A 20,290-nucleotide genomic window follows, 5' to 3' on the forward strand; every position below is an offset into this window, starting at 1 on the left:
TCCCTCGGCTGTCGGTTGTCGTGGAGCTGCTGGTCCGATCATGCCCGCGCGGGCGGCGCCCCCTCACGGCCGGGTGGCGCGGAGTGAGTAGAGCAGGGGGACGAGGGGGCGGTCGGCGGGGCGGCGGGGGCCGGGTCTGCGGGGTTCCAGGGAGCCGAAGCGCTGGAAGCGGGTGATGTCGTGCTCGTGGAGGAAGTCGACGCGCAGGCCCGCCTCGGCGACGGCGGTGACGACCTCGCCCATCGGGTGGCGGACGGCCTGGGTGTCGAAGTCCGGATGGCTGTCCGGCGTGTCGTCGAACGGGTCGCGGCTGAAGTGGTCGCGCACTATCCGGGCGCCCATCTCGTCGTCGAGGACGCCGGTGAGCGGGTGGAACTCGGTGAGGTGGAGGAAGCCGCCCGGGGCGACCAGGGCCGCCGCGGTCTCGGCCCAGCGGCGCAGGTCGGGGAGGCGGGAGAGGGTTCCGGCGCCGGTGTGGACGATGTCGTACGCGGGGTCCGGCACGGCCTGCGCCGCGTCGTAGAGGGGGGCGGTGACGAAGGCGGCGCGGTCCGGGCCGAGGCCCAGGTCGGCGGCGAGCTCCCGGGCGGCCTCCACGGCGGCCTCGGAGCTGTCGAGGCCGACGACGTGCCGGGCTCCCTGCCGCGCCCAGGAGAGGGTGTCCAGGCCGCTGCGGCAGCGGAGGTGCAGCAGGGTTCTGCCGGTGACGTCCCCCACCCCGGACGCCTCGATCTCGCGGATCGTGTCCTGTCCGTGCCGGAAGGCGTCGAGGTCGTCGGAATCCTCCGGCTCGGGCCAGTCGTCGGGGGCGGCGCGTCTCGCATGCATGCCGGGCACGTTATCCACAGGCGGCGGACCGCACCAGCGGCTTGTCGCACGCCTCCCGCAGAATGGGGGCATGACCGACGAGACCTCTGCCCGCTCCTCCGCCCTGCCCGCGTCCGCCGCCACCGGGGCCGCCGCGCCCTCCGGGCCCGGTGTGCCCGACTGGGAGCTGCGGTTCCGGGCCCCGCGGGTCGGCCTCCCCGAGTGGGCGGAGGACGCCCCGGACCGCTCGCTGTTCGTCTCGAACGCCACGGGCGTCTTCGAGCTGTACGCCTGGGACCGCTCGACGGGCGCGCAGCGCCAGGTCACGGACCGGCCGAACGGCACGACGGACGGCGTGCTGAGCCCGGACGGCCGGTGGATCTGGTGGTTCCGCGACACGGACGGGGACGAGTTCGGCGTCTGGATGCGGCAGCCGTTCGAGGGCGGGGAGGACGTACCGGCGGTGCCCGGCCTCGCCCCCTCGTACCCGGCCGGGCTGGCCCTCGGCCGGGACGGCACGGCGGTCGTCGGCCGGTCGGTGGACGAGTCCGCGGACGGCGAGGGGGAGGGCGGTTCGTCCCTTCATGTGGTGCGGCCCGGCGGTGAGCCGGTGGAGATCTACCGGCATCCGGAGTCCGCGGGGGTCGGCGATCTGTCGTACGACAGCTCCCTGATCGCCCTTGAGCACACCGAGCACGGCGACGCCATGCACTCGGCGATCCGCGTCGTCACGCTCGACGGGAAGACGGTCGCCGAGCTGGACGACACCAAGGGCGGCTCCGAGGAGCTCGGGCTGATGGTGATGGGCTTCGCGCCGGTGGCCGGCGACTCCCGGCTGCTGGTCGGGCACCAGCGCGGCGGCCGCTGGGAGCCGATGATCTGGGACCCGGTCACCGGCGAGGAGACCGCCCTCGCCATCGGCCTTCCCGGGGACATCGGCGCGGGCTGGTCCCCCGACGGCTCGGCGCTGCTGGTCGAGCACAGCCACCAGGCCCGCGGCGAGCTGTGGTGGTACGACCTGGCCGGCCGCGAGCTGTCCCGGATCGAGACGCCCGCCGGTACGGTCTCCGGCGCGACGGCGCGGCCGGACGGCACCGTGGAGTTCCTGTGGTCCTCGGCGGCGCAGCCGCCCGAGATCCGCTCGACCGCCGGCCGGGTCGTCCTCGATCCGCCGGGAGCGAAGGCGCCGGGTTCGGTGCCGGTCACCGACGCCTGGGTGGAGGGGCCGGGCGGCCGGGTGCACGCGCTGGTGCAGAAGCCGGCCGGCGAGGGGCCGTTCCCCTGCGTCTTCGACATCCACGGCGGGCCCACCTGGCACGACAGCGACGCCTTCGCCTCCGGCACGGCCGCCTGGGTCGACCACGGCTTCGCCGTCGTCCGCGTCAACTACCGCGGTTCCACCGGCTACGGCCGGGAGTGGACCGACGCCCTCAAGCACCGCGTCGGGCTGATCGAGCTGGAGGACATCGCGGCCGTCCGGGAATGGGCCGTGGAGTCGGGGCTCGCCGACCCGGAGCGGCTGGTGCTGTCCGGCGGCTCCTGGGGCGGCTATCTCACCCTGCTCGGTCTGGGCACCCAGCCGGGGTCCTGGTCGCTGGGGCTGGCGGCGGTGCCGGTCGCGGACTACGTCACGGCGTACCACGACGAGATGGAGGCGCTCAAGGCGATGGACCGGACGCTCCTCGGCGGAACGCCGGAGGAGGTCCCGGAGCGGTTCGAGGCCTCGTCACCGCTGACCTACGTCGACGCGGTGCGGGTCCCGGTCTACATCTCGGCCGGGGTGAACGACCCGCGCTGCCCGATACGCCAGGTGGAGAACTACGTCCGCCGCCTGGAACAGCGCGGCGTGCCGCACGAGGTCTACCGCTACGACGCCGGGCACGGATCGCTCGTGGTGGAGGAGCGGATCAAGCAGCTGCGGATGGAGATCGACTTCGTGCGGCGGCACCTGGGGGTGTGACCCCGGCGCCGGGGCGGCGGCGTGGCTCCGGGCGGGGCGTGCGGGTCAGGCTTCCGCTCCGGGGCGCCCGCCGCCGCTCCGGCCGGTGGCCGTCCCCGCCGGTGGCGGAAGCGCGGGTTCGTCCGCCGGCGTGTCCGGGGCGGCGGTCTCCGTGGGCTCCTCGGCCCCGGCCGCCCCAGCCGCCCCGGCCGTCCCGGCGGAGGGCGCGGCTTCTCCGGTCGGCGCCGTCCCGGCGGACGGAGCGAGTGCGGTGGCCGGGCCCGCCGCGGCCGGGACCAGGCCGAGGGCCAGGTCGCGCTGGGTCTCCACCTCCCGGCGGAACAGGCGGAACCACATGAAGAGCACGAAGCCGGCGAAGACGAACCACTCACCGGTGTAGCCGAGGTTCTGGAACGCCTTGAGGTCGAGTCCGGTGTTCTGGGCGACGGCCGGAGGAACCGGGCGCAGCCCGTCGCTGCCCTCGGTCAGGGTGATCCAGGCGTTGTGCACATCGTCCGGCACCACATTGACGAGCGCGGCGGCGCTGATGATGCCGATCTGCCCCTCGGGCAGGCCGCCGGCGCGCGCTCCCTCGGACCTCCGGTTCTCCGGGGCCTGAAGCGCGCCGACGACCGTGACCTCGCCCTTCGGCGGCGCCGGTGCCTCCGCGGTGTCCGCGTCACCGGGCAGCCAGCCCCGGACGACCGGCAGGGCGGGACCGCCACCGGTACGCAGCAGGGTCAGGACGTAGAAGCCGTCCCGGCCGTCCAGCCGGCGTTCCGGGACGAGCAGTTGGGTGCCGTAGGTTCCGGTCGCCTCGGCGATCCGGCCGGTGGTCCGCTGGGTGACCGGCAGCAGCTCGGCCAGCGGCTCGGCGGTCTGCCGCGTCGTGGACTCCGCGCTCTGCTGCTGCTCCCGGTGCGAGTCGGCGCGCGCCTCGAACCGGCCGAGCTGCCAGCTGCCCATGAAGAGGCAGAAGGGAATGGCGAGTGCGGCGAAGACATTGATTCCCCACCATCGGGGAGTCAGCAGAAACCGGTACACACACCCACGGTACGGGGAGACGGCCGCGGAGCGGATGCCGGGGTGCGCCGGGCCCCGGCCCGTCCCCCTGAACGCACCGCCTCGTCCGGCCGGGGACGCAGCCGGAGCGCGACCGGGGTTCAGCCGGCGATGACGCCGGTGCGGTAGACCGTTCCCGCGCAGACATTGCCGATCGTCACCGTGGACGCGGCCGGTTCACCCGCCTCGGGGATGTGCGTGAGCAGCACGCTGCCGCTCGGGGGCGGCTCCTCCTCCGTCGGCGCGCCCATGGTCTGGTTGCCGCCGTCGGACATGGTGCCGTCTCCGCTCGGGCTGTCGGAGGTCTCCGGTTCCGGGGACGTGCCCGGGGTCGGGCACCCTCCGGCACCGCCCTGGGCCGGCACCCAGGCGAATCTCACCTCGTACGCCTGGCCGGGTTCGAGGATGAGCTGCTGCGTGTCCTCGGCAGGGTCCGGCAGGCCGGTGGCCGCGTCGCCGAGCGTGTGGTCGACGACCTGGATGTTCTCCGCCGTGCCCTGCGGTGCGGCGGTCACCAGCCCGGGACCGGAGACGGTGCAGGTGGTGTCGGAGACGTTGACGAGACGGAAGCTGCCGTAGATCTTGCTCTCGGAGTCCGGTTCGCCCTTGACCGCCGTTCCGCTGCCGAGCTGAGTGCGTTCGCAGCTGGGCGAACTGGCGGCCATGCCCTGGGAGGGGGTGGCACCCGCGCTCGCACCGCTGCCGTTCCGCTGCCGGTCGCGCTCGCTCTTCCCGCCGGCCTCGGCGTCCTTGCCGCCGTCCTTCTCCGCGGTCTTGCCGGGCTTGCGCTCATCGGTCTCGCCGGCCCCGGAGTCGTCACCGCCGGTGCCGTCGGCGCCGCCCTGGGTCCGCTGGCTGCTGGCCGTGTTGGCCCGCTGGTCCTCGTCGGTCGTGCCGGAGTCCGCGACCCGGAGCAGACCCGGCACGGCGGTGCCGACGAGCAGTACGGCCGCGACGGCACCGACCAGCGCCTGCCGCTTGCGCGCACGGCGGGCCGGTACGGCGTGCCGCAGGTGATCCAGGGAGTCGCGGGACGGTTCGATGTCCTCCACGACGGTCCGCAGCAGCCGCCGCAGCGCCTCTTCGTCCATGGCCGAGTCCGGCTCGGCGGCGTCCGGGCCACCGGACTTCTCCGGGCGGGCGGACGGCTCCGGGCGGTCGCCCCGGGGGCCGGTGTCCTCCGGGGACTCCGGTTCCGCCCCGTTCTCCGGCGCCCCGGTCGCCCCGGTCGCTCTCAGGGCTTTCAGCAACTCCTCGACACCGGAGCCGGCGGATTCCCCCGCGGGCCCGTCCGTGCGGTCCGCGCCGTCCGCGCTCTCCGGGGAGCCCGAGGGTTCCGGCTCTTCGAGGCGCGGCGAATCATGGGAACGGTCCGGCCTCTCGGGGCCGTCCGCTCCATGCTGCAGATCTGTCATGCCGGGGCCTCCATGGCGACGCGCAGCGCCGCGATCCCCCGTGATCCGTATGCCTTGACCGAGCCGAGCGATATGCCGAGTGTGTCAGCGACCTGCGCTTCGGTCATGTCCGCGAAGTAGCGCAGGACGAGGACCTCGCGCTGCCGGCGCTGCAGCCCCCGCATGGCGCGGATGAGCTGGTCCCGCTCGAGTTGTTCGTAGGCGCCTTCCTCGGCGCTCGCCATGTCGGGCATGGGCTTGGAGAGCAGCTTGAGCCCGAGGATGCGGCGGCGCAGGGCCGAGCGCGAGAGGTTGACGACCGTCTGCCGCAGATACGCGAGGGTCTTCTCCGGGTCGCGGACACGGTTGCGGGCGGAGTGCACCCGGATGAAGGCTTCCTGGACGACGTCCTCGCACGAGGCGGTGTCGTCGAGCAGCAGTGCGGCGAGACCGAGCAGGGAGCGGTAGTGCGCGCGGTAGGTCTCGGTGAGGTGGTCGACTGTGGTGCCCGCTGCGATCACGTCGTCAGCGCCCTCGCGCTGGGTGGGGATGCGGGCGGGCCGCGCTGCGGGCATCGGGGCGATCACCGGCATCCCGCCGAGCGTGCGCGAACGGGGCGGGCGCAGAACCGCCGCGCCGCCCCCAGGGGTTGATGCCATACCGAATGCCTCTGCCACGCCTGTTGGACACGCGACCCCCCGTCAGGGTTGTACGCGCGCCCCGCCACGTTTGCCGATGCATCGAATGCCCTCATGTGCACAGTTCATCCCCCAATGCCCCATTGAGTTGAGCGACTTCGAGGGACTACTGCAAAGACGCTCCCCGCCCGGCCGCGGTTGCGGCAGGCGGGGAGCGCATCGTCGAACAGAACAATGATCCAGTTCAAGCGCCCTTGATCATCGTTACGATCACAAAGCCTTCACAGAACCCGCAAAGCGTCCACATCTTATCGCCTGGGTCAACCTTGTCGACCGGTTTCCGTCCGCTGAGCGGGCAGCCGAGCGGGCACAGCGTCCCGTCCCTTCGTACCCCCCAGCGTCCGGGGCGGCGTCCGCGTCACACCGCGGTCGCGTCACACCGCGGCCGTGAGCTCCGCGGCGACCACCTCGGCGATCTGGGCGGTGTTGAGCGCCGCGCCCTTGCGGAGGTTGTCGCCGCAGACGAAGAGCTCCAGCGCGTGCGGGTCGTCCATGGACCGGCGCACCCGGCCGACCCAGGTCGGGTCGGTGCCCACGACATCGGCCGGGGTGGGGAACTCCCCCGCGGCCGGGTTGTCGTAGAGCACCACACCGGGGGCGGCGGCGAGGATCTCGTGCGCCTGGGCGACGGTGACCTCGTTCTCGAAGCGCGCGTGGACGGTCAGCGAGTGCGTGGTGACGACCGGCACCCGGACACAGGTCGCGGTGACCCGCAGATCCGGCAGGCCGAGGATCTTCCGGGACTCGTTGCGGACCTTCAGCTCCTCGGACGTCCAGCCGTCCTCCTTGAGCGAGCCGGCGAACGGCACCACGTTGAAGGCGATCGGCGCCGGGTACGGACCGAGGTCGCCGACCACGCGGCGGACGTCGCCCGGCTGGGTGCCCAGCTCCGTCCCCGCGATCTTGCCGATCTGCTCGCGCAGGGTGTCGACGCCCTCCTTGCCCGAGCCGGAGACGGCCTGGTACGAGGAGACGATCAGCTCGCTGAGGCCGAACTCGGCGTGCAGCGCGCCCATCGCGACGATCATCGACAGCGTGGTGCAGTTGGGGTTGGAGATGATGCCGCGCGGACGGATCCGGGCGGCGTGCGGATTGACCTCGGGGACGACCAGCGGCACGTCCGGGTCCATCCGGAAGGCGCCGGAGTTGTCCACGGCGACCGCGCCCTTGGCGGCGGCGACCGGCGCCCACTGCGCGGACACCTCGTCGGGCACGTCGAACATCGCGACGTCGACGCCCTCGAACGCCTCTTCGCTGAGCGCGACGACCTCGACCTCCTCACCGCGCACGGTGAGCTTCTTCCCCGCCGAGCGCGGCGAGGCGATCAGCCGGATCTCGCCCCAGACGTCCTTGCGCTCGGAGAGGATGCCGAGCATGACCGTGCCCACGGCACCGGTCGCCCCGACGACGGCGAGGGTCGGCTTGCGGCCGGCCCCGCCGCCGGCGCCTGTGCCGGTTCCTGTGCCGGCGGCACTCATCGGCCGGTCCCTCCGTAGACGACGGCCTCGTCGCTGTCGCTGTCCAGGCCGAAGGCGGTGTGCACGGCGCGCACGGCCTCGTTGACCTCGTCGGCGCGGATGACCACGGAGATGCGGATCTCGGAGGTGGAGATCAGCTCGATGTTGACCCCGGCCTTGGAGAGCGCCTCGAAGTAGGTCGCGGTGACGCCCGGGTTGGTCTTCATGCCGGCGCCGACCAGCGACACCTTGGCGACCTGGTCGTCGTAGCGCAGCGACTCGAAGCCGACCGCGTCCTTGATCCGCTCCAGCGCCGAGATGGCCTTCTTGCCGTCCGTCATCGGCAGCGTGAAGGTGATGTCGGTGAGGCCGGTGGTGGCCGCCGACACGTTCTGCACGACCATGTCGATGTTGATCTCGGCGTCCGAGATCGCCCGGAAGATCTTGGCGGCCTCGCCCGGCTTGTCCGGCACCCCGACGACCGTGACCTTCGCCTCGGACGTGTCGTGCGCGACACCGGAAATGAGCGCCTGCTCCATCGGCTGGTCCCCTCGCGGTTCGTTGCTGACCCATGTTCCCTGCAGTCCGGAGAAAGAGGACCGCACGTGGATCGGGATGTTGTATCGGCGTGCGTACTCGACGCAGCGGTGCAGCAGCACCTTGGAGCCGGAGCTCGCCAGCTCCAGCATGTCCTCGGACGCGATCCAGTCGATCTTCCGGGCCTTCTTGACGACCCGGGGGTCGGCGGTGAAGACGCCGTCGACGTCGGTGTAGATCTCGCACACCTCGGCGTCGAGCGCCGCGGCGAGGGCGACGGCGGTGGTGTCGGAACCACCGCGGCCGAGGGTGGTGATGTCCTTCTTGTCCGCGGAGACGCCCTGGAAGCCGGCCACGATGGCGACGTTGCCCTCGTCCACCGAGCTGCGGATCCGGCCGGGCGTGACGTCGATGATCCGGGCCTTGTTGTGGACCGAGTCGGTGATGACCCCGGCCTGGCTGCCCGTGAAGGACTGCGCCTCGTGGCCCAGGTTTTTGATCGCCATCGCCAGCAGGGCCATGGAGATCCGCTCTCCGGCGGTCAGCAGCATGTCGAACTCGCGCCCCGAGGGCATCGGGGACACCTCTTCCGCGAGTTCGATCAGCTCGTCCGTCGTATCGCCCATCGCGGACACCACGACGACCACTCGGTGGCCGTTCTTCTTGGCTTCCACGACCCTCTTGGCGACGCGCTTGATGCCCTCGGCATCGGCGACGGAGGAGCCGCCGTACTTCTGTACGACAAGGCCCACGGTGCGCTCCTCGCAACTCTTGTCTTCCGGGGGCCCCGCGGCGAAGCGGAACCCTGCGGTCGGCTCAGTTTATCGAGCGGGCGAAAACGGACGCCCGGGTTTCACCCACTGAGACACCGTCTCAGAACATGATCACCGGGCGGGCGTCCCCACCCGCTCCAGCGACGACCCCTGCCCGGTTTCCGGCACCCCACACGGGAACGAGACGCAGCTCACGTACTGAGACGGCGCGTAACGGGGTGCTCACGGTCCCGCACCGGGGGCGGGCTGCGGGGAGCCGTCTCAGGGGAGATTGGCGAAACGTTCGACCTTGTCGATGCGGCCGAGGATGAGGATGACGTCCCCGTAGGCCAGAACGGTGTCGGGGGTGGTGTGGGTGAACTCGCCGCCGGAGGGCTGGACGGCGACCACGGTGACGTCGTACCGGTTCCGCACCCGGGCCTCGCGCAGCGGCACGCCGACGAGTTCCCCGGGCGGGCTGACCTTGACGAGCGCGTGGGCCGGGTCGAGTTCGATGTAGTCGAGCATCCGGCCGGAGACCAGATGGGCCACCCGCTCCCCCATGTCGTGTTCGGGGAAGACGACATGGTGGGCGCCGATCCGGTCCAGGATCCGGCCGTGCTGGATGCTGATCGCCTTGGCCCAGATGTTCTCGATCTCCAGCTCGGTCAGGAGCGAGGTGACCAGAATGCTGGACTCGATGTCCGAGCCGATGGCGACCACGGCGCGCGAGAAGTCGGGCACGCCCAGCTGACGCAGCGCCTCGATGTCCGTGCAGTCCGCGGTGACGGTGTGGGTGAGCCGGCCCGACAGGCTCTGCACCACCTTCGGCCTGTTGTCGACGGCCAGGACCTCGGTGCCCCGGCTGGTGAGCTCCAGGGCCAGGGAGCTCCCGAAGCGGCCCAGGCCGATCACGACGACGGGTTCCCTGCTGCTGTCAGCCAACGATGGTCCTCTCCTCGGGAAGCTCGTAGCGGCGGGCGCGGTCGCGCAGGGCGAGGGCGGACGCCACGGTCAGGGGGCCGAGCCTGCCCACGAACATCAGGACGGTCAGGAGCACCTTCCCGGCCGGTGGCAGTTCGCCGGTGATCCCGGTGGACAGACCCACCGTGGCGAAGGCCGAGATCGCCTCGAACAGTACTTGGTCCAGGCTGTAGGAGGTGAGAACCAGCAGGTTGAAGGTCGCCAGCGCCACACCGCCGACGCTCAGCAGGACGATGGCGAGCGCCTGCCGCTGGTTGCTCTCGGGCACCTTGCGCCGCCCGACCTGCACCCCCGGCTCGCCCCGCATCTCCGCCCACAGCACGAAGGCGAGCAGCCCGAAGGTGGTCACCTTGATCCCTCCGGCCGTGCCCGCGCTGCCCCCGCCGATGAACATCAGGACATCGGTCGCCAGCAGGCTCTCCGGTACCTGGGCCGAGGTGTCGATGCTGTTGAACCCCGCCGTGCGGGACATCACCGAGGCGAAGAAGCCCGCCAGCCACTTCCCGGGAGTGTCCAGCGGCCCCAGCGTCCGGGGGTTGGTGTATTCGGCGGAGGTGATCACGACGGTGCCCAGGACCAGCAGGACCGACGTCAGCACCACGGTGATCCGGGTCAGCACCGACCACGACCGCGGCCGCCGCCAGCCCCGCGCCAGCTCGAAGACGACGGGGAACCCGAGACCGCCGACGACGACGGCCGCCGCGATCGGCAGGCACACCCACGGGTCGTCCACGTATCCCATGAGGCTGTCGGAGTTGAGGGAGAAACCGGCGTTGTTGAAGGCGGAGACCGCGTGGAAGACCGCGTCGTACAGGGAGGCGCCGAGGGGACGGTCGTGGACGGTCAGGAACACCGCCGCGAGCACCGCGGCCACCACCGCCTCGACGGCCAGGCTGAACAGCACGATGTTGCGCACGACGCGGCGCATCCCGCGCATGCTGAGCGTCTTGGTCTCCATCTGCGCCAGAAGCCGGGTGCGCAGCCGCAGCCGGCGCGACACCAGCACCGCGAGCAGCGTGGCCAGCGTCATGATGCCCAGACCGCCGGCCTGGATGAGCACCAGGATGGTGACCTCCCCGAAGGTGGACCAGTGCCCGGCGGTGTCCACGGTGACCAGACCCGTCACGCACACCGCGGAGGTGGCGGTGAAGACCGCGTCGACCAGATGCGTGCGCTCCCCGGTCTCCGTGGCCACGGGCAGCGACAGCAGCACCGTGCCGACCGCCACCGCCGCCGCGAACCCGCCGACGAGGATCTGCCCCGGATGGCGCAGCGGGGCCGCCATCCCGGGGCGGAAACCGCTCCGTCCGAAGCGCTTCGCCACGAGGCCGGTCACCGGGGCACCGCCGGGGCGGCCGGGGCGGCCGGGGCGGCCGGGGCGGCCGGGGCGGCCGGGGCGGCCGGGGCGGCCGGGGCGGCCGGGGCGGCCGGGTGGACCGTACCGGTGGCCCCGTCCGGCCGCCCCACCGCGGCCGTCATGATCCGCACGTCACGTCTCCGCACTCCGCTCCGCGCTCCGTTCCGCATTCCGTTCCGCGTTCCGCGGCTCGGGACCCCCATCATGCTGCCGCGCTGCTCACCTGCCGCACCCCGGGCCGGGCGGGGCGGTGCGCGGCGGTGCGGTGCAGGGCAGTGCGGGGCAGGCATATGACCGTACCCGCCCTCAGTATGAACGGACCGGTCACGGGCGTCCCGCCGGAGGGATGCGCTCGGCGGACGGGGGCGGGCCCGGCGGGGTGCCGTCGCCGAAGGGACGGCCGCCGAGCTGCTCGCGGTGGTGGGGGGCGAGCCAGCCGGAGAGGTCCGGGCCGGCGGGGACGATGCCCGTCGGATTGATGCCGGTGTGGACCCGGTGGTAGTGGCGCTTGATGTGGTCAAAGTCCACGGTGTCGCCGAAACCGGGCGTCTGGTAGAGGTCGCGGGCGTAGGCCCACAGCACCGGGTCCTCGCTGAGCTTCCGCAGGTTGCACTTGAAGTGGCCGTGGTAGACGGCGTCGAAGCGCACGAGGGTGGTGAACAGCCGGATGTCCGCCTCCGTGATGCTGTCGCCGACCAGGTAGCGGCGGTCGGCCAGGCGTTCGGAGACCAGCGCCAGGCGGCGGAAGACGCCGCGGAACGCCTCCTCGTACTCGTCCTGGCCGGTGGCGAAACCGGCCTGGTAGACGCCGTTGTTGACGTCCCGGTAGACGCCCTCCATCACCTCGTCGATCTCGTCGCGCAGGGGCTCGGGGTAGAGGTCGGGTGCGCCGGGGCGGTGCAGGGCCGTCCACTCGGTGGCGAGGTCCAGGGTGAGGCGCTGGTAGTCGTTGGTGACGAGCCTGCCGGACGGTATGTCGACGACCGCGGGAACGCTGACGCCGCCCGGGTGGCCCTTCTCCCGCGCCTCGTACGCCTCGCTGAGGAAGCGGATGCCGAGGACGGGGTCGCGGCCGTCCGGGTCGAGGGTGAAACGCCAGCTCCGGTCGTCCTGAACCGGGTCCGCGACGGCGAGCGACAGCGCGTCCTCCAGGCCGAGCAGCCGCCGGGAGACCAGGGCACGGCTCGCCCAGGGGCAGGCGCGGCTGACGACCAGGCGGTAGCGGCCGGCCTCGACCGGCCAGCCGTCGCGGGCGTCGGCCGTGATCCGGTCGGTGAAGTGGCTCTTCGAGCGCCGGAAGGGCCGGTGTCCGTAGGCCGTGTTGCTGTTGGGGCCGTTCGCCTCGGGGCCGCCGGTCTCCGTGTCGGCGGTGTCCGTCTCGGCGGTGTCCGTGTCGGCGGTGCCGTCCATCCGTCGCTCCTCTCCCGCAGTGCTCGCGCCCGGGCCCTTCGGCGGCGGCGGTGCGCGGTGCCGGCACCGCGGGCGGCGGGCGTCGGTCTCCGTGCTTCTGCCCTGTTCCGGAGGGGATGTGCCCCTGAGGCCCGGTCCGGACGGTCCGGACGGTCCGGACGGTCCGGACGGTCCGGTCCCGGAGCGCGGGGTGCGCGCCTGCTCCGGGACCGTCCGCCGGTATCCGGCCGGTGATCAGCCGGTGGCCCCCGGGGCGCGGGTGGCCGCGTCCGCGATGCGGAGGGTCATCTCGGTCTGGGTGTCGTCGCGATGGGTCGGGTTGAAGGCGTAGACAAGACGGCGCTGCTGGTCGCGCGTGGCGACCATGCCGCCCGCGTAGCCGTAGCGCTCACCGGTCTTGCCCCAGAAGGTGACTCCGTTGACGGTCGCGGTCTGCAGGCCGGTGCTGTAGCGGGCGGGGCTCCCGTCCGTCATCGTCACGCCCTCGGGCAGGGTGAACATCCGGTCCAGCAGCCGGGGCGGGAGCAGCCGTCCGGAGAAGAGGGCGGTGATGAAGCGGGTGAGATCCCCGGTGGTGGAGATCATCTCGCCCTGGCCGAAGGAGGCCGAGGGGTCGAACGCGGTGATGTCCCGCAGGGTTCCGTCGGACATCTCCAGATAGCCCCGCACATGCGGTCCGCGGATCCCCGGATCGTCGACGGGCACGGAGGTGTGACGCAGGCCGAGCGGGCGGAGCAGGCGGGCGCCGATCGCCTCGCCGAAGTGGCGGCCGGTCACCTTCTCGACGAGGAGAGCGGCCAGGACGTAGTTGATGCCCCGGTACTCCTGCCGCTTGCCGGGCTCGAACTTCATCGGACCGGGAGGAAGGGTGGCGAGCCGCTGCTCCCGCGTCCAGTGGTCGAACCGGTGCTCGAAGACCGCCTCCGGGGTGCTCATGTCGGGCCATCCGACCTCGGCGGGCAGCCCGCTGGTGTGGTTGAGGAGCTGCTCGACGGTGACCGGGGCGTACGAGGCGGGCAGCGCGTCCGGCAGATAGTGCTGGATCGGGGTGTCCAGGTCCACGCGGCCCTCGGCGACGAGCTGGAGCACCACCGTGGCCACGAACACCTTGGTGACGCTGCCGACCTTGAAGCGGTCGTCCGGCCGCACCTTCCGGCCGGAGCGCAGGTCGGCCACGCCGGAGGCGCCGTACCAGGAGCCGGCCGACCCGCTGATCCGCACCTGCGCGGCGGTCACCGGCGGGTGCTCCAGGTCGTCGATCGCGGCGCGGAGCGCGGACGGGTTCAGGGCCGGTACGGGCGCGGAGGGCGCCGGGCGGCCCGCAGGGACGGAGCCGGCAGGGGCAGGGGCGGAGGCGGGCTGGGTGGGAACGCCCGGGGCGGCGTGGGCCGGTAACGGACGGGGGCCGGCCACCGCGCTCGCCGGCGGCGCGGCACCGGCCAGCAGGGCCGCGGCGGTGAGGGCGGCCGCGCCCGGCAGCAGCAGCCGGCCGTGGCAGCGGCGATGCGGTCCGGCCGGGCGCGCCCGGTCCGGCCCGCCGGGCTGTTCCGGTGTGGACGGGTTCACTGTGGACGGGTTCGGTGTGGACGGGTTCGGTGTGGACGGGTTCGGTGTGGACGGGTTCGGTGTGGATGCCATAGGGCAACGCTCTCCGTCCGGGCTCCCGGCGGGCATCGGGGCCGTCCCGGGACGGTCCCGGACCGTGGGCGGGGAGCGCCCCGGGGATGCCCCCTACATCCGTCGCGTCCGTACGGCCCTCCGTGCCCCCGCGCACCGGCCGCGCGCCGCCCGTACCGGCACCTCGCCCGTGTCCGTACGGTCCGGGCGGCCCGCCCGGTCGGGGTCGGTCCGGCCGGCCGGGCCTGTGTGCGCCGGCGGGCGGAAGGGCAGCGGCAGACCGCCCCGCTTCGAACGCCCTCGGTCACCCGGTCGGCGTCAGCGGCGCGGCGGGCTCGAGTCGCGGACGACGAGTTCGGGCTGGAGGACGATGTGCTCGTGGCGGTGGTCCGCCATGTCGCCGCCGGACTCCTGGAGGAGCAGTTCGGCGGCCAGCGTGCCCATCCGGACGGCCGGCTGGCGGACCGAGGTCAGCGGGACGGTCGCGGCCGCGGCGAACTCGATGTCGTCGTAGCCCACGATGGCCATGTCCCGGGGCACGGCCACCCCGGCGGCGAACATCGACTGGAGCAGGCCCAGCGCCAGGAGGTCGTTGGCGCAGAACGCGGCGGTGGGGCGGTCGGCCAGGCCCAGCAGCCTGGCTCCCGCGTCACGTCCGGCGGGGACGTCCAGGCTCTCGGTGGGGATCTCGCAGAGCGTCTCCGGCTCCAGTCCGGCCTCGGCGAGGGCCCGGAGGACGCCCTCGCGGCGGTCGCGGATCTGCTGGAGGTGCGGCGGTCCGCTGATGTACGCGATGGAGCGGTGACCGGCCGCCACCAGGTGCCGGACCGCCAGGGCGCCGCCCGCCACGTCGTCCACCGAGACGGAGCACTCGGCCGCGTCCGCCGCCACCCGGTCCACCAGCACGAACGGGATGCCGTGCCGGCGGAAGGCGTCCAGGTTGCGGCCGGTGGCGTCGGCCGGGGTGAGCAGGACGCCGCGCACCCGCTGCTCGGCGAAGAGGGAGAGGTACTCCGCCTCCTCCTCCGGGCTCTGCGCGCTGTTGCACACCATGACGCGCATCCCGGCCGCCCGCGCCGCGCGTTCGGCGCCGCGCGCGACGTCCACGAAGAAGGGGTTGCCCATGTCGAGGACGAGCAGGGCGACGATACGGCTCCGGCCGGCCCGCAACTGGCGGGCCGACTCGCTGCGGACATAGCCCAGCCGTTCGATGGCGGACTGGACCCGGGCACGGGTCTCCACCGCCACCGCGTCCGGGCGGTTGATCACATTGGAGACCGTGCCGACGGAGACCCCGGCGGCCCTGGCCACGTCCTTGATGCCCACCGACTGCGCCGCCATCAGAGCACCGCCCCGGGAACTCCGGCTCCGGCCCGGACCCCGGTTCCGGCTCGGGCTCGGGCTCGGGTTCGGGCTCGGGTTCGGGCTCGGGTTCGGGCTCGGGTTCGGGCTCGGGTTCCGGCTCGGGCTCGGGCTCGGGTTCCGGCTCGGGCTCCGGCCCCGTCCGCCCCGCTTCCGGGGCCGATCGGTGCGCGCATGACGGCGGGGACGCGGGTGGCCATCCGGGACTCCTGGAACTGGGGCGGGTGCGGGGCGGAACACGGGCGTGGGCATGGGCGGGGGCGTCCACGAGGGCGGGCGCCGCGGTGAGGGCCGGGGCGCGGGCCGGGGCACGGCGCCTCAGTCGAGATGGAAGACCTCGGCCAGCGGGCGCATGGCCTCGTCCGGCCGCGCCCCGTCGGGTGTCTCGAAGAAGGGCGCCATCTCCGCCTGCCAGCGGGCGTTGACCTCCGTCTCCGCCATCGCCCGCAGGGCGGCCTCGAAGTCGTCCGTCTCCAGATAGCCGACGAGCAGGCCGTCCTCCCGCAGGAAGAGCGAGTAGTTGCGCCAGCCGGCCGCGGAGAGCGCGTCGAGCATCTCCGGCCAGACGGCGGCGTGCCGCTCCCGGTACGCGTCGAGGCGCTCCCGGCGGACTTGGAGCAGAAAGCAGACACGCCGCATGTCCGGTCCCCTTCCGGTCCCCGTCGGCCGGGCTCAGAAGTCGAAGTCGTCGATGTTGTCCTCGGTGAAGACCGTCGGAGGGCCGAGAACGACCTCTCCGTCCGTGCCGATCGTGTACTCACCGAGCTCCCCGGCCGTGAACGTCTCGCCCTCCGCACCGGTGATCTGCCCGGAGGCGAGGGCCGCCGCGGCGTAGGCGCCGAGATAGCCCGGCTTCTCCGGGTCCCACAGGGAGAACCGCTCCACCGTGCCGTCCTTAATGTACTTGCGCATCTGGTCGGGCGTGCCGAGGCCGTTCAGGACGACCTTCCCTGTGTACGAGGAGTCGCTGAGGTAGCGGGCCGCCGCGGAGATGCCGACGGCGGCGGGCGAGATGATGCCCCGGGTTCCGCGCCCGGGTCGGACTCGTTCATGGGGGCTCCTCGGCGGCGGGGGCGGCTCGACGGTTCCGGGGCCGGGACGGCGAAGGGGTGGAGCGAGGAGGCCGGGTGAAAGGATTCATCCCGTTGCCGGGGAACGTAGAACCGCCCCGGCGGCGGCGTCAATGGGCGTGCACGCGGCAGTTCCCGATCTTCGCCCGCGAGCCTGGTTTGCCGGGTCCGGGCGGGCCGTTCCGCACCCTTGACAGCTCGGGAGGGCGCCCTTAGCTTCCGAGTCAAAACGATTCAATACCGAGGCCCGGGGGAGCGCCGATCCATGACTGCCGCCGTATCCGCCGTGCAGGCGGCTCTGAGGTCCCTGGCCATCGAGACGCCCTCATGGGCGTACGGCAACTCGGGCACCCGGTTCAAGGTGTTCGCGCAGCCCGGCGTCCCGCGCACGGTCCGGGAGAAGCTCGACGACGCCGCCCAGGTGCACCGGTACACCGGCGTCGCGCCGAGCGTCGCCCTGCACATCCCCTGGGACCGGGTGGACGACTACGCGGCGCTCGCCGCGTACGCCCGGGAGCGGGGACTGCGGCTCGGCACGGTCAACTCCAACGTCTTCCAGGACGACGCCTACAAGCTCGGCTCGGTCACCCACCCCGACCCGGCCGTGCGCCGCAAGGCCACGGACCACCTGCTGGAATGCGTCGCCATCATGGACGCCACGGGATCGCGGGACCTGAAACTGTGGTTCTCCGACGGCACCAACTACCCCGGCCAGGACGACACCGCCACCCGCCAGGGCCGGCTCGCCGAGGCCCTGGCCGAGGTGTACGAACGGCTGGGCGAGGGGCAGCGGATGCTGCTGGAGTACAAGCTCTTCGAACCGTCCTTCTACACGATGGACGTGCCGGACTGGGGCACCGCCTACGCGCACTGCCTCAAACTCGGGCCCAGGGCACGGGTGGTGGTCGACACCGGGCACCACGCCCCGGGAACCAACATCGAGTTCATCGTGGCCCTCCTGCTGCGCGAGGGAAGACTCGGCGGCTTCGACTTCAACTCCCGCTTCTACGCCGACGACGACCTGATGGCGGGCGCCGCCGACCCCTTCCAGCTCTTCCGCATCCTGCACGAGGTGGCCAAGAACGGCGGCTTCGAGGACGGGGACGGCATGGAGGGCGTCGCCTTCATGCTCGACCAGTGCCACAACATCGAGGCCAAGATCCCCGGGGTGATCCGCTCGGTGATGAACGTCCAGGAGGCCACCGCCAAGGCCCTGCTGGTCGACCTCGACGCGCTGCGCGCCGCACAGCGGGCCGGTGACGTCCTCGGCGCGAACGCCGTCCTGATGGACGCCTACAACACCGATGTCCGACCGCTGCTCGCCGGACTCCGCGAGGAGCAGGGGCTGCACCCGGACCCGATGGCCGCCTACCGGGAATCCGGCTGGCAGGAACGGATCGTCGCGGAGCGGGTGGGAGGCGAACAGGCCGGCTGGGGGGCCTGAGCCGGGTCGGCCCGGCCCGCCCGGCCGCGCCCCCTGCTCACCCGGTCCGCCGGCTCATCCCCGTACCCCGGTACACCCGGTCCCCCGGTCCACCGGTCCCCCTGTACATCCGGCCCTTCGCCCGCCTGTTCCACCGTCCGCCCCGCCGGTACGCCGCCCGCGCGCCGGCACCCGGAGCCCCGTACCCCCAGCTCCCCGCACCGTCTCCCGTCCCCTCCCCGCCACTTCGCCCCCGCGGGTCCGCACGCCTCACGCCTCTCCCCCGCACCGGCCCGTCCCCGTACCGAAGGGCTCCGCCATGGCTGCCACCGTCCCCACCGTCCACCCCGAGGTCGCCGCCCTGCTCGAACGCGCGCACCGGCTGGGCTCCGACCCCCGGAACACCAACTACGCGGGCGGCAACGCCTCCGCCAAGGCCACCGCCACCGACCCGGTCACCGGCGGCCCGGTCGAGCTGATGTACGTCAAGGGCTCCGGCGGTGATCTGGGCACCCTCACCGAGGCCGGGCTCGCCGTGCTCCGCCTGGACCGGCTGCGCGCCCTGCGCGAGGTCTACCCCGGGGTCGAACGCGAGGACGAGATGGTCGCCGCCTTCGACTACTGCCTGCACGGCCGGGGCGGCGCCGCGCCCTCCATCGACACCGCCATGCACGGCCTCCTCCGCGCCCGCCACGTGGACCATCTGCACCCCGACTCCGGCATCGCGCTCGCCTGCGCCGCCGACGGCGAGGCGCTGACCAAGGAGTGCTTCGGCGACCGCGTGGTGTGGGTGCCCTGGCGCCGCCCCGGTTTCCAGCTCGGGCTGGACATCGCCGCCGTCGAGGCCGCCCACCCGGAGGCGATCGGCGTCGTCCTCGGCGGGCACGGCATCACCGCCTGGGGCGCCACCTCCGAGGAGTGCGAGCGCAACGCGCTGCGCATCATCCGGGGCGCCGAGGAGTTCCTAGCCGAACGCGGCCGGGCGGAGCCCTTCGGGCCCGTGCTCGACGGATACGCACCGCTGCCCGAGGGGGAGCGCCGCGCACGCGCCGCCGCCCTCGCCCCGCTGATCCGCGGGCTGGTCTCGACCGACGCCCGCCAAGTCGGCCGCTTCACCGACTCCCCCGCCGTCCTCGACTTTCTCTCCCACGCCGCACATCCGCAGCTGGCCGCCCTGGGCACCTCCTGCCCCGACCACTTCCTGCGCACCAAGGTCCGCCCGCTGCTGCTGGACCTGCCGCCCGGCGCACCCCCGGCCGAGGCCGCGGCCCGGCTGCGGGACCTGCACGCCGCCTACCGCGAGGAGTACGCCGCCTACTACACCCGGTACGCGACGGCGGACTCCCCCGCCCTGCGCGGCGCGGACCCGGCGATCGTGCTCGTGCCGGGCGTCGGCATGTTCTCGTTCGGGAAGGACCAGCAGACCGCCCGGGTCGCCGGTGAGTTCTACCTCAACGCGATCAACGTGATGCGCGGCGCCGAGGCCGTCTCCTCGTACGCGCCCATCGAGGAGAGCGAGAAGTTCCGGATCGAGTACTGGCAGCTGGAGGAGGCCAAGCTGCGGCGGATGCCGGCGCCCAAACCGCTGGCGACGCGGATCGCGCTGGTCACCGGCGGCGGCTCGGGCATCGGACGGGCCGTCGCCCACCGGCTGGCCGCCGAAGGCGCGGCCGTGGCCGTCGCCGATCTGGACGGGGAGCGGGCGCGGACGGTCGCCGGGGAGCTGGGCGGGCCGGACCGGGCCGTCGCCGTCACCGCCGACGTCACCTCGGAGCAGGGCATCGCGGACGCCCTGCGCACCACGGCGCTCGCCTTCGGCGGGGTGGACCTCGTCGTCAACAACGCCGGGATCTCCGTCTCCAAGCCGCTCCTGGAGACGACGGCCGCGGACTGGGACCGGCAGCACGCCATCATGGCGCGCGGCTCCTTCCTCGTCTCCCGCGAGGCTGCCCGGATCATGACCGACCAGGGCCTGGGCGGCGACATCGTCTACATCGTCTCCAAGAACGGCGTCGTCGCCGGCCCCGACAACATCGCCTACGGCGCCGCCAAGGCCGACCAGGCCCACCAGGTGCGGCTGCTCGCCGCCGAGCTGGGCGGACACGGCATCCGCGTCAACGGTGTCAACCCGGACGGCGTGGTGCGCGGCTCCGGCATCTTCGCCGGGGGATGGGGCGCGCGGCGGGCCGCGGTGTACGGGGTGCCGGAGGAGAAGCTGGGCGAGTTCTACGCCCGGCGGACGCTGCTGGGGCGGGAAGTTCTGCCGGAGCATGTCGCGAACGCCGTCTTCGCCCTGACAGGAGGGGAGTTGAGCCACACCACCGGGCTGCACATCCCGGTGGACGCGGGGGTGGCGGCGGCGTTCCTGCGGTGAACCGGGGGCAGGGTCGCGGGCCGGGCGCGCGTGCGCCGGCCGGGCGC

At 73.1% G+C, this 20,290-nt stretch carries 16 protein-coding genes and 1 pseudogene; 3 read left to right on the top strand and 14 right to left on the bottom strand.

The window, feature by feature from the left end; translation table 11 throughout:
- Positions 1-63: 63 nt before the first annotated feature.
- Positions 64-828 (bottom strand): bifunctional 2-polyprenyl-6-hydroxyphenol methylase/3-demethylubiquinol 3-O-methyltransferase UbiG, encoded by a 765-nt coding sequence (locus tag LIX60_RS14540; protein WP_227958787.1) that lies wholly within the window; start codon positions 826-828, stop codon positions 64-66.
- A gap of 70 nt (positions 829-898) precedes the next feature.
- Here LIX60_RS14540 and LIX60_RS14545 point away from each other — a divergent pair, with 70 nt between their 5' ends.
- Positions 899-2,767, top strand: coding sequence for a prolyl oligopeptidase family serine peptidase (locus LIX60_RS14545; RefSeq protein WP_227958788.1), 1,869 nt, complete (start codon positions 899-901; stop codon positions 2,765-2,767).
- Positions 2,768-2,812: 45 nt separating this feature from the next.
- Here the strand turns inward: LIX60_RS14545 and LIX60_RS14550 are convergent, their stop codons facing one another.
- From LIX60_RS14550 to LIX60_RS14610, 13 genes and pseudogenes are all read right to left on the bottom strand, one after another.
- Positions 2,813-3,790, bottom strand: coding sequence for an SURF1 family protein (locus LIX60_RS14550; RefSeq protein ID WP_227958789.1), 978 nt, complete (start codon positions 3,788-3,790; stop codon positions 2,813-2,815).
- 119 nt (positions 3,791-3,909) lie between these two features.
- Positions 3,910-5,223 (bottom strand): hypothetical protein, encoded by a 1,314-nt coding sequence (locus LIX60_RS14555; protein ID WP_227958790.1) that lies wholly within the window; start codon positions 5,221-5,223, stop codon positions 3,910-3,912.
- The gene (locus LIX60_RS14560; RefSeq protein WP_308101327.1) at positions 5,220-5,795 is read right to left on the bottom strand and encodes a SigE family RNA polymerase sigma factor; all 576 of its coding nucleotides are present in this window, start codon (positions 5,793-5,795) and stop codon (positions 5,220-5,222) included. The genes LIX60_RS14555 and LIX60_RS14560 overlap by 4 nt, the downstream gene beginning before the upstream one ends.
- 479 nt (positions 5,796-6,274) lie before the next feature.
- Positions 6,275-7,378, bottom strand: coding sequence for an aspartate-semialdehyde dehydrogenase (locus LIX60_RS14565; RefSeq protein WP_019707499.1), 1,104 nt, complete (start codon positions 7,376-7,378; stop codon positions 6,275-6,277).
- On the bottom strand, positions 7,375-8,646 hold the full coding sequence (locus tag LIX60_RS14570) for an aspartate kinase (protein WP_227958792.1): 1,272 nt from the start codon (positions 8,644-8,646) through the stop codon (positions 7,375-7,377). The genes LIX60_RS14565 and LIX60_RS14570 overlap by 4 nt, the downstream gene beginning before the upstream one ends.
- 282 nt (positions 8,647-8,928) lie before the next feature.
- Positions 8,929-9,591 (bottom strand): TrkA family potassium uptake protein, encoded by a 663-nt coding sequence (locus tag LIX60_RS14575; protein ID WP_227958793.1) that lies wholly within the window; start codon positions 9,589-9,591, stop codon positions 8,929-8,931.
- The gene (locus LIX60_RS14580; RefSeq protein WP_227958794.1) at positions 9,584-10,966 is read right to left on the bottom strand and encodes a TrkH family potassium uptake protein; all 1,383 of its coding nucleotides are present in this window, start codon (positions 10,964-10,966) and stop codon (positions 9,584-9,586) included. The genes LIX60_RS14575 and LIX60_RS14580 overlap by 8 nt, the downstream gene beginning before the upstream one ends.
- Positions 10,963-11,133, bottom strand: coding sequence for a hypothetical protein (locus LIX60_RS14585; RefSeq protein WP_227958795.1), 171 nt, complete (start codon positions 11,131-11,133; stop codon positions 10,963-10,965). The genes LIX60_RS14580 and LIX60_RS14585 overlap by 4 nt, the downstream gene beginning before the upstream one ends.
- Before the next feature lie 178 nt (positions 11,134-11,311).
- Positions 11,312-12,397, bottom strand: a complete 1,086-nt coding sequence (locus LIX60_RS14590; RefSeq protein WP_227958796.1) for a glutathione S-transferase family protein — start codon at positions 12,395-12,397, stop codon at positions 11,312-11,314.
- Between the two features lie 234 nt (positions 12,398-12,631).
- The gene (locus LIX60_RS14595; protein WP_227958797.1) at positions 12,632-13,963 is read right to left on the bottom strand and encodes a serine hydrolase; all 1,332 of its coding nucleotides are present in this window, start codon (positions 13,961-13,963) and stop codon (positions 12,632-12,634) included.
- A 369-nt stretch (positions 13,964-14,332) separates the two neighbouring features.
- Complete coding sequence (locus LIX60_RS14600) at positions 14,333-15,355, bottom strand: LacI family DNA-binding transcriptional regulator (protein ID WP_227958798.1); 1,023 nt, start codon at positions 15,353-15,355, stop codon at positions 14,333-14,335.
- Positions 15,356-15,694: 339 nt separating this feature from the next.
- On the bottom strand, positions 15,695-16,015 hold the full coding sequence (locus LIX60_RS14605; protein ID WP_227958799.1) for an L-rhamnose mutarotase: 321 nt from the start codon (positions 16,013-16,015) through the stop codon (positions 15,695-15,697).
- 33 nt (positions 16,016-16,048) lie between these two features.
- Positions 16,049-16,399 (bottom strand): annotated as a pseudogene (locus LIX60_RS14610) (substrate-binding domain-containing protein); the annotation flags it as partial.
- A 312-nt stretch (positions 16,400-16,711) separates the two neighbouring features.
- Here LIX60_RS14610 and rhaI point away from each other — a divergent pair.
- Positions 16,712-17,890, top strand: coding sequence for an L-rhamnose isomerase (gene rhaI / locus LIX60_RS14615; RefSeq protein ID WP_227958800.1), 1,179 nt, complete (start codon positions 16,712-16,714; stop codon positions 17,888-17,890).
- 298 nt (positions 17,891-18,188) lie between these two features.
- A complete protein-coding gene (locus LIX60_RS14620) occupies positions 18,189-20,243 on the top strand; it encodes a bifunctional aldolase/short-chain dehydrogenase (protein WP_227958801.1) in 2,055 nt (684 codons plus the stop codon).
- The last annotated feature ends 47 nt before the right edge of the window (positions 20,244-20,290 follow it).

Source organism: Streptomyces sp. S07_1.15, assembly GCF_020739505.1.
GTDB lineage: Bacteria > Actinomycetota > Actinomycetes > Streptomycetales > Streptomycetaceae > Streptomyces > Streptomyces xinghaiensis.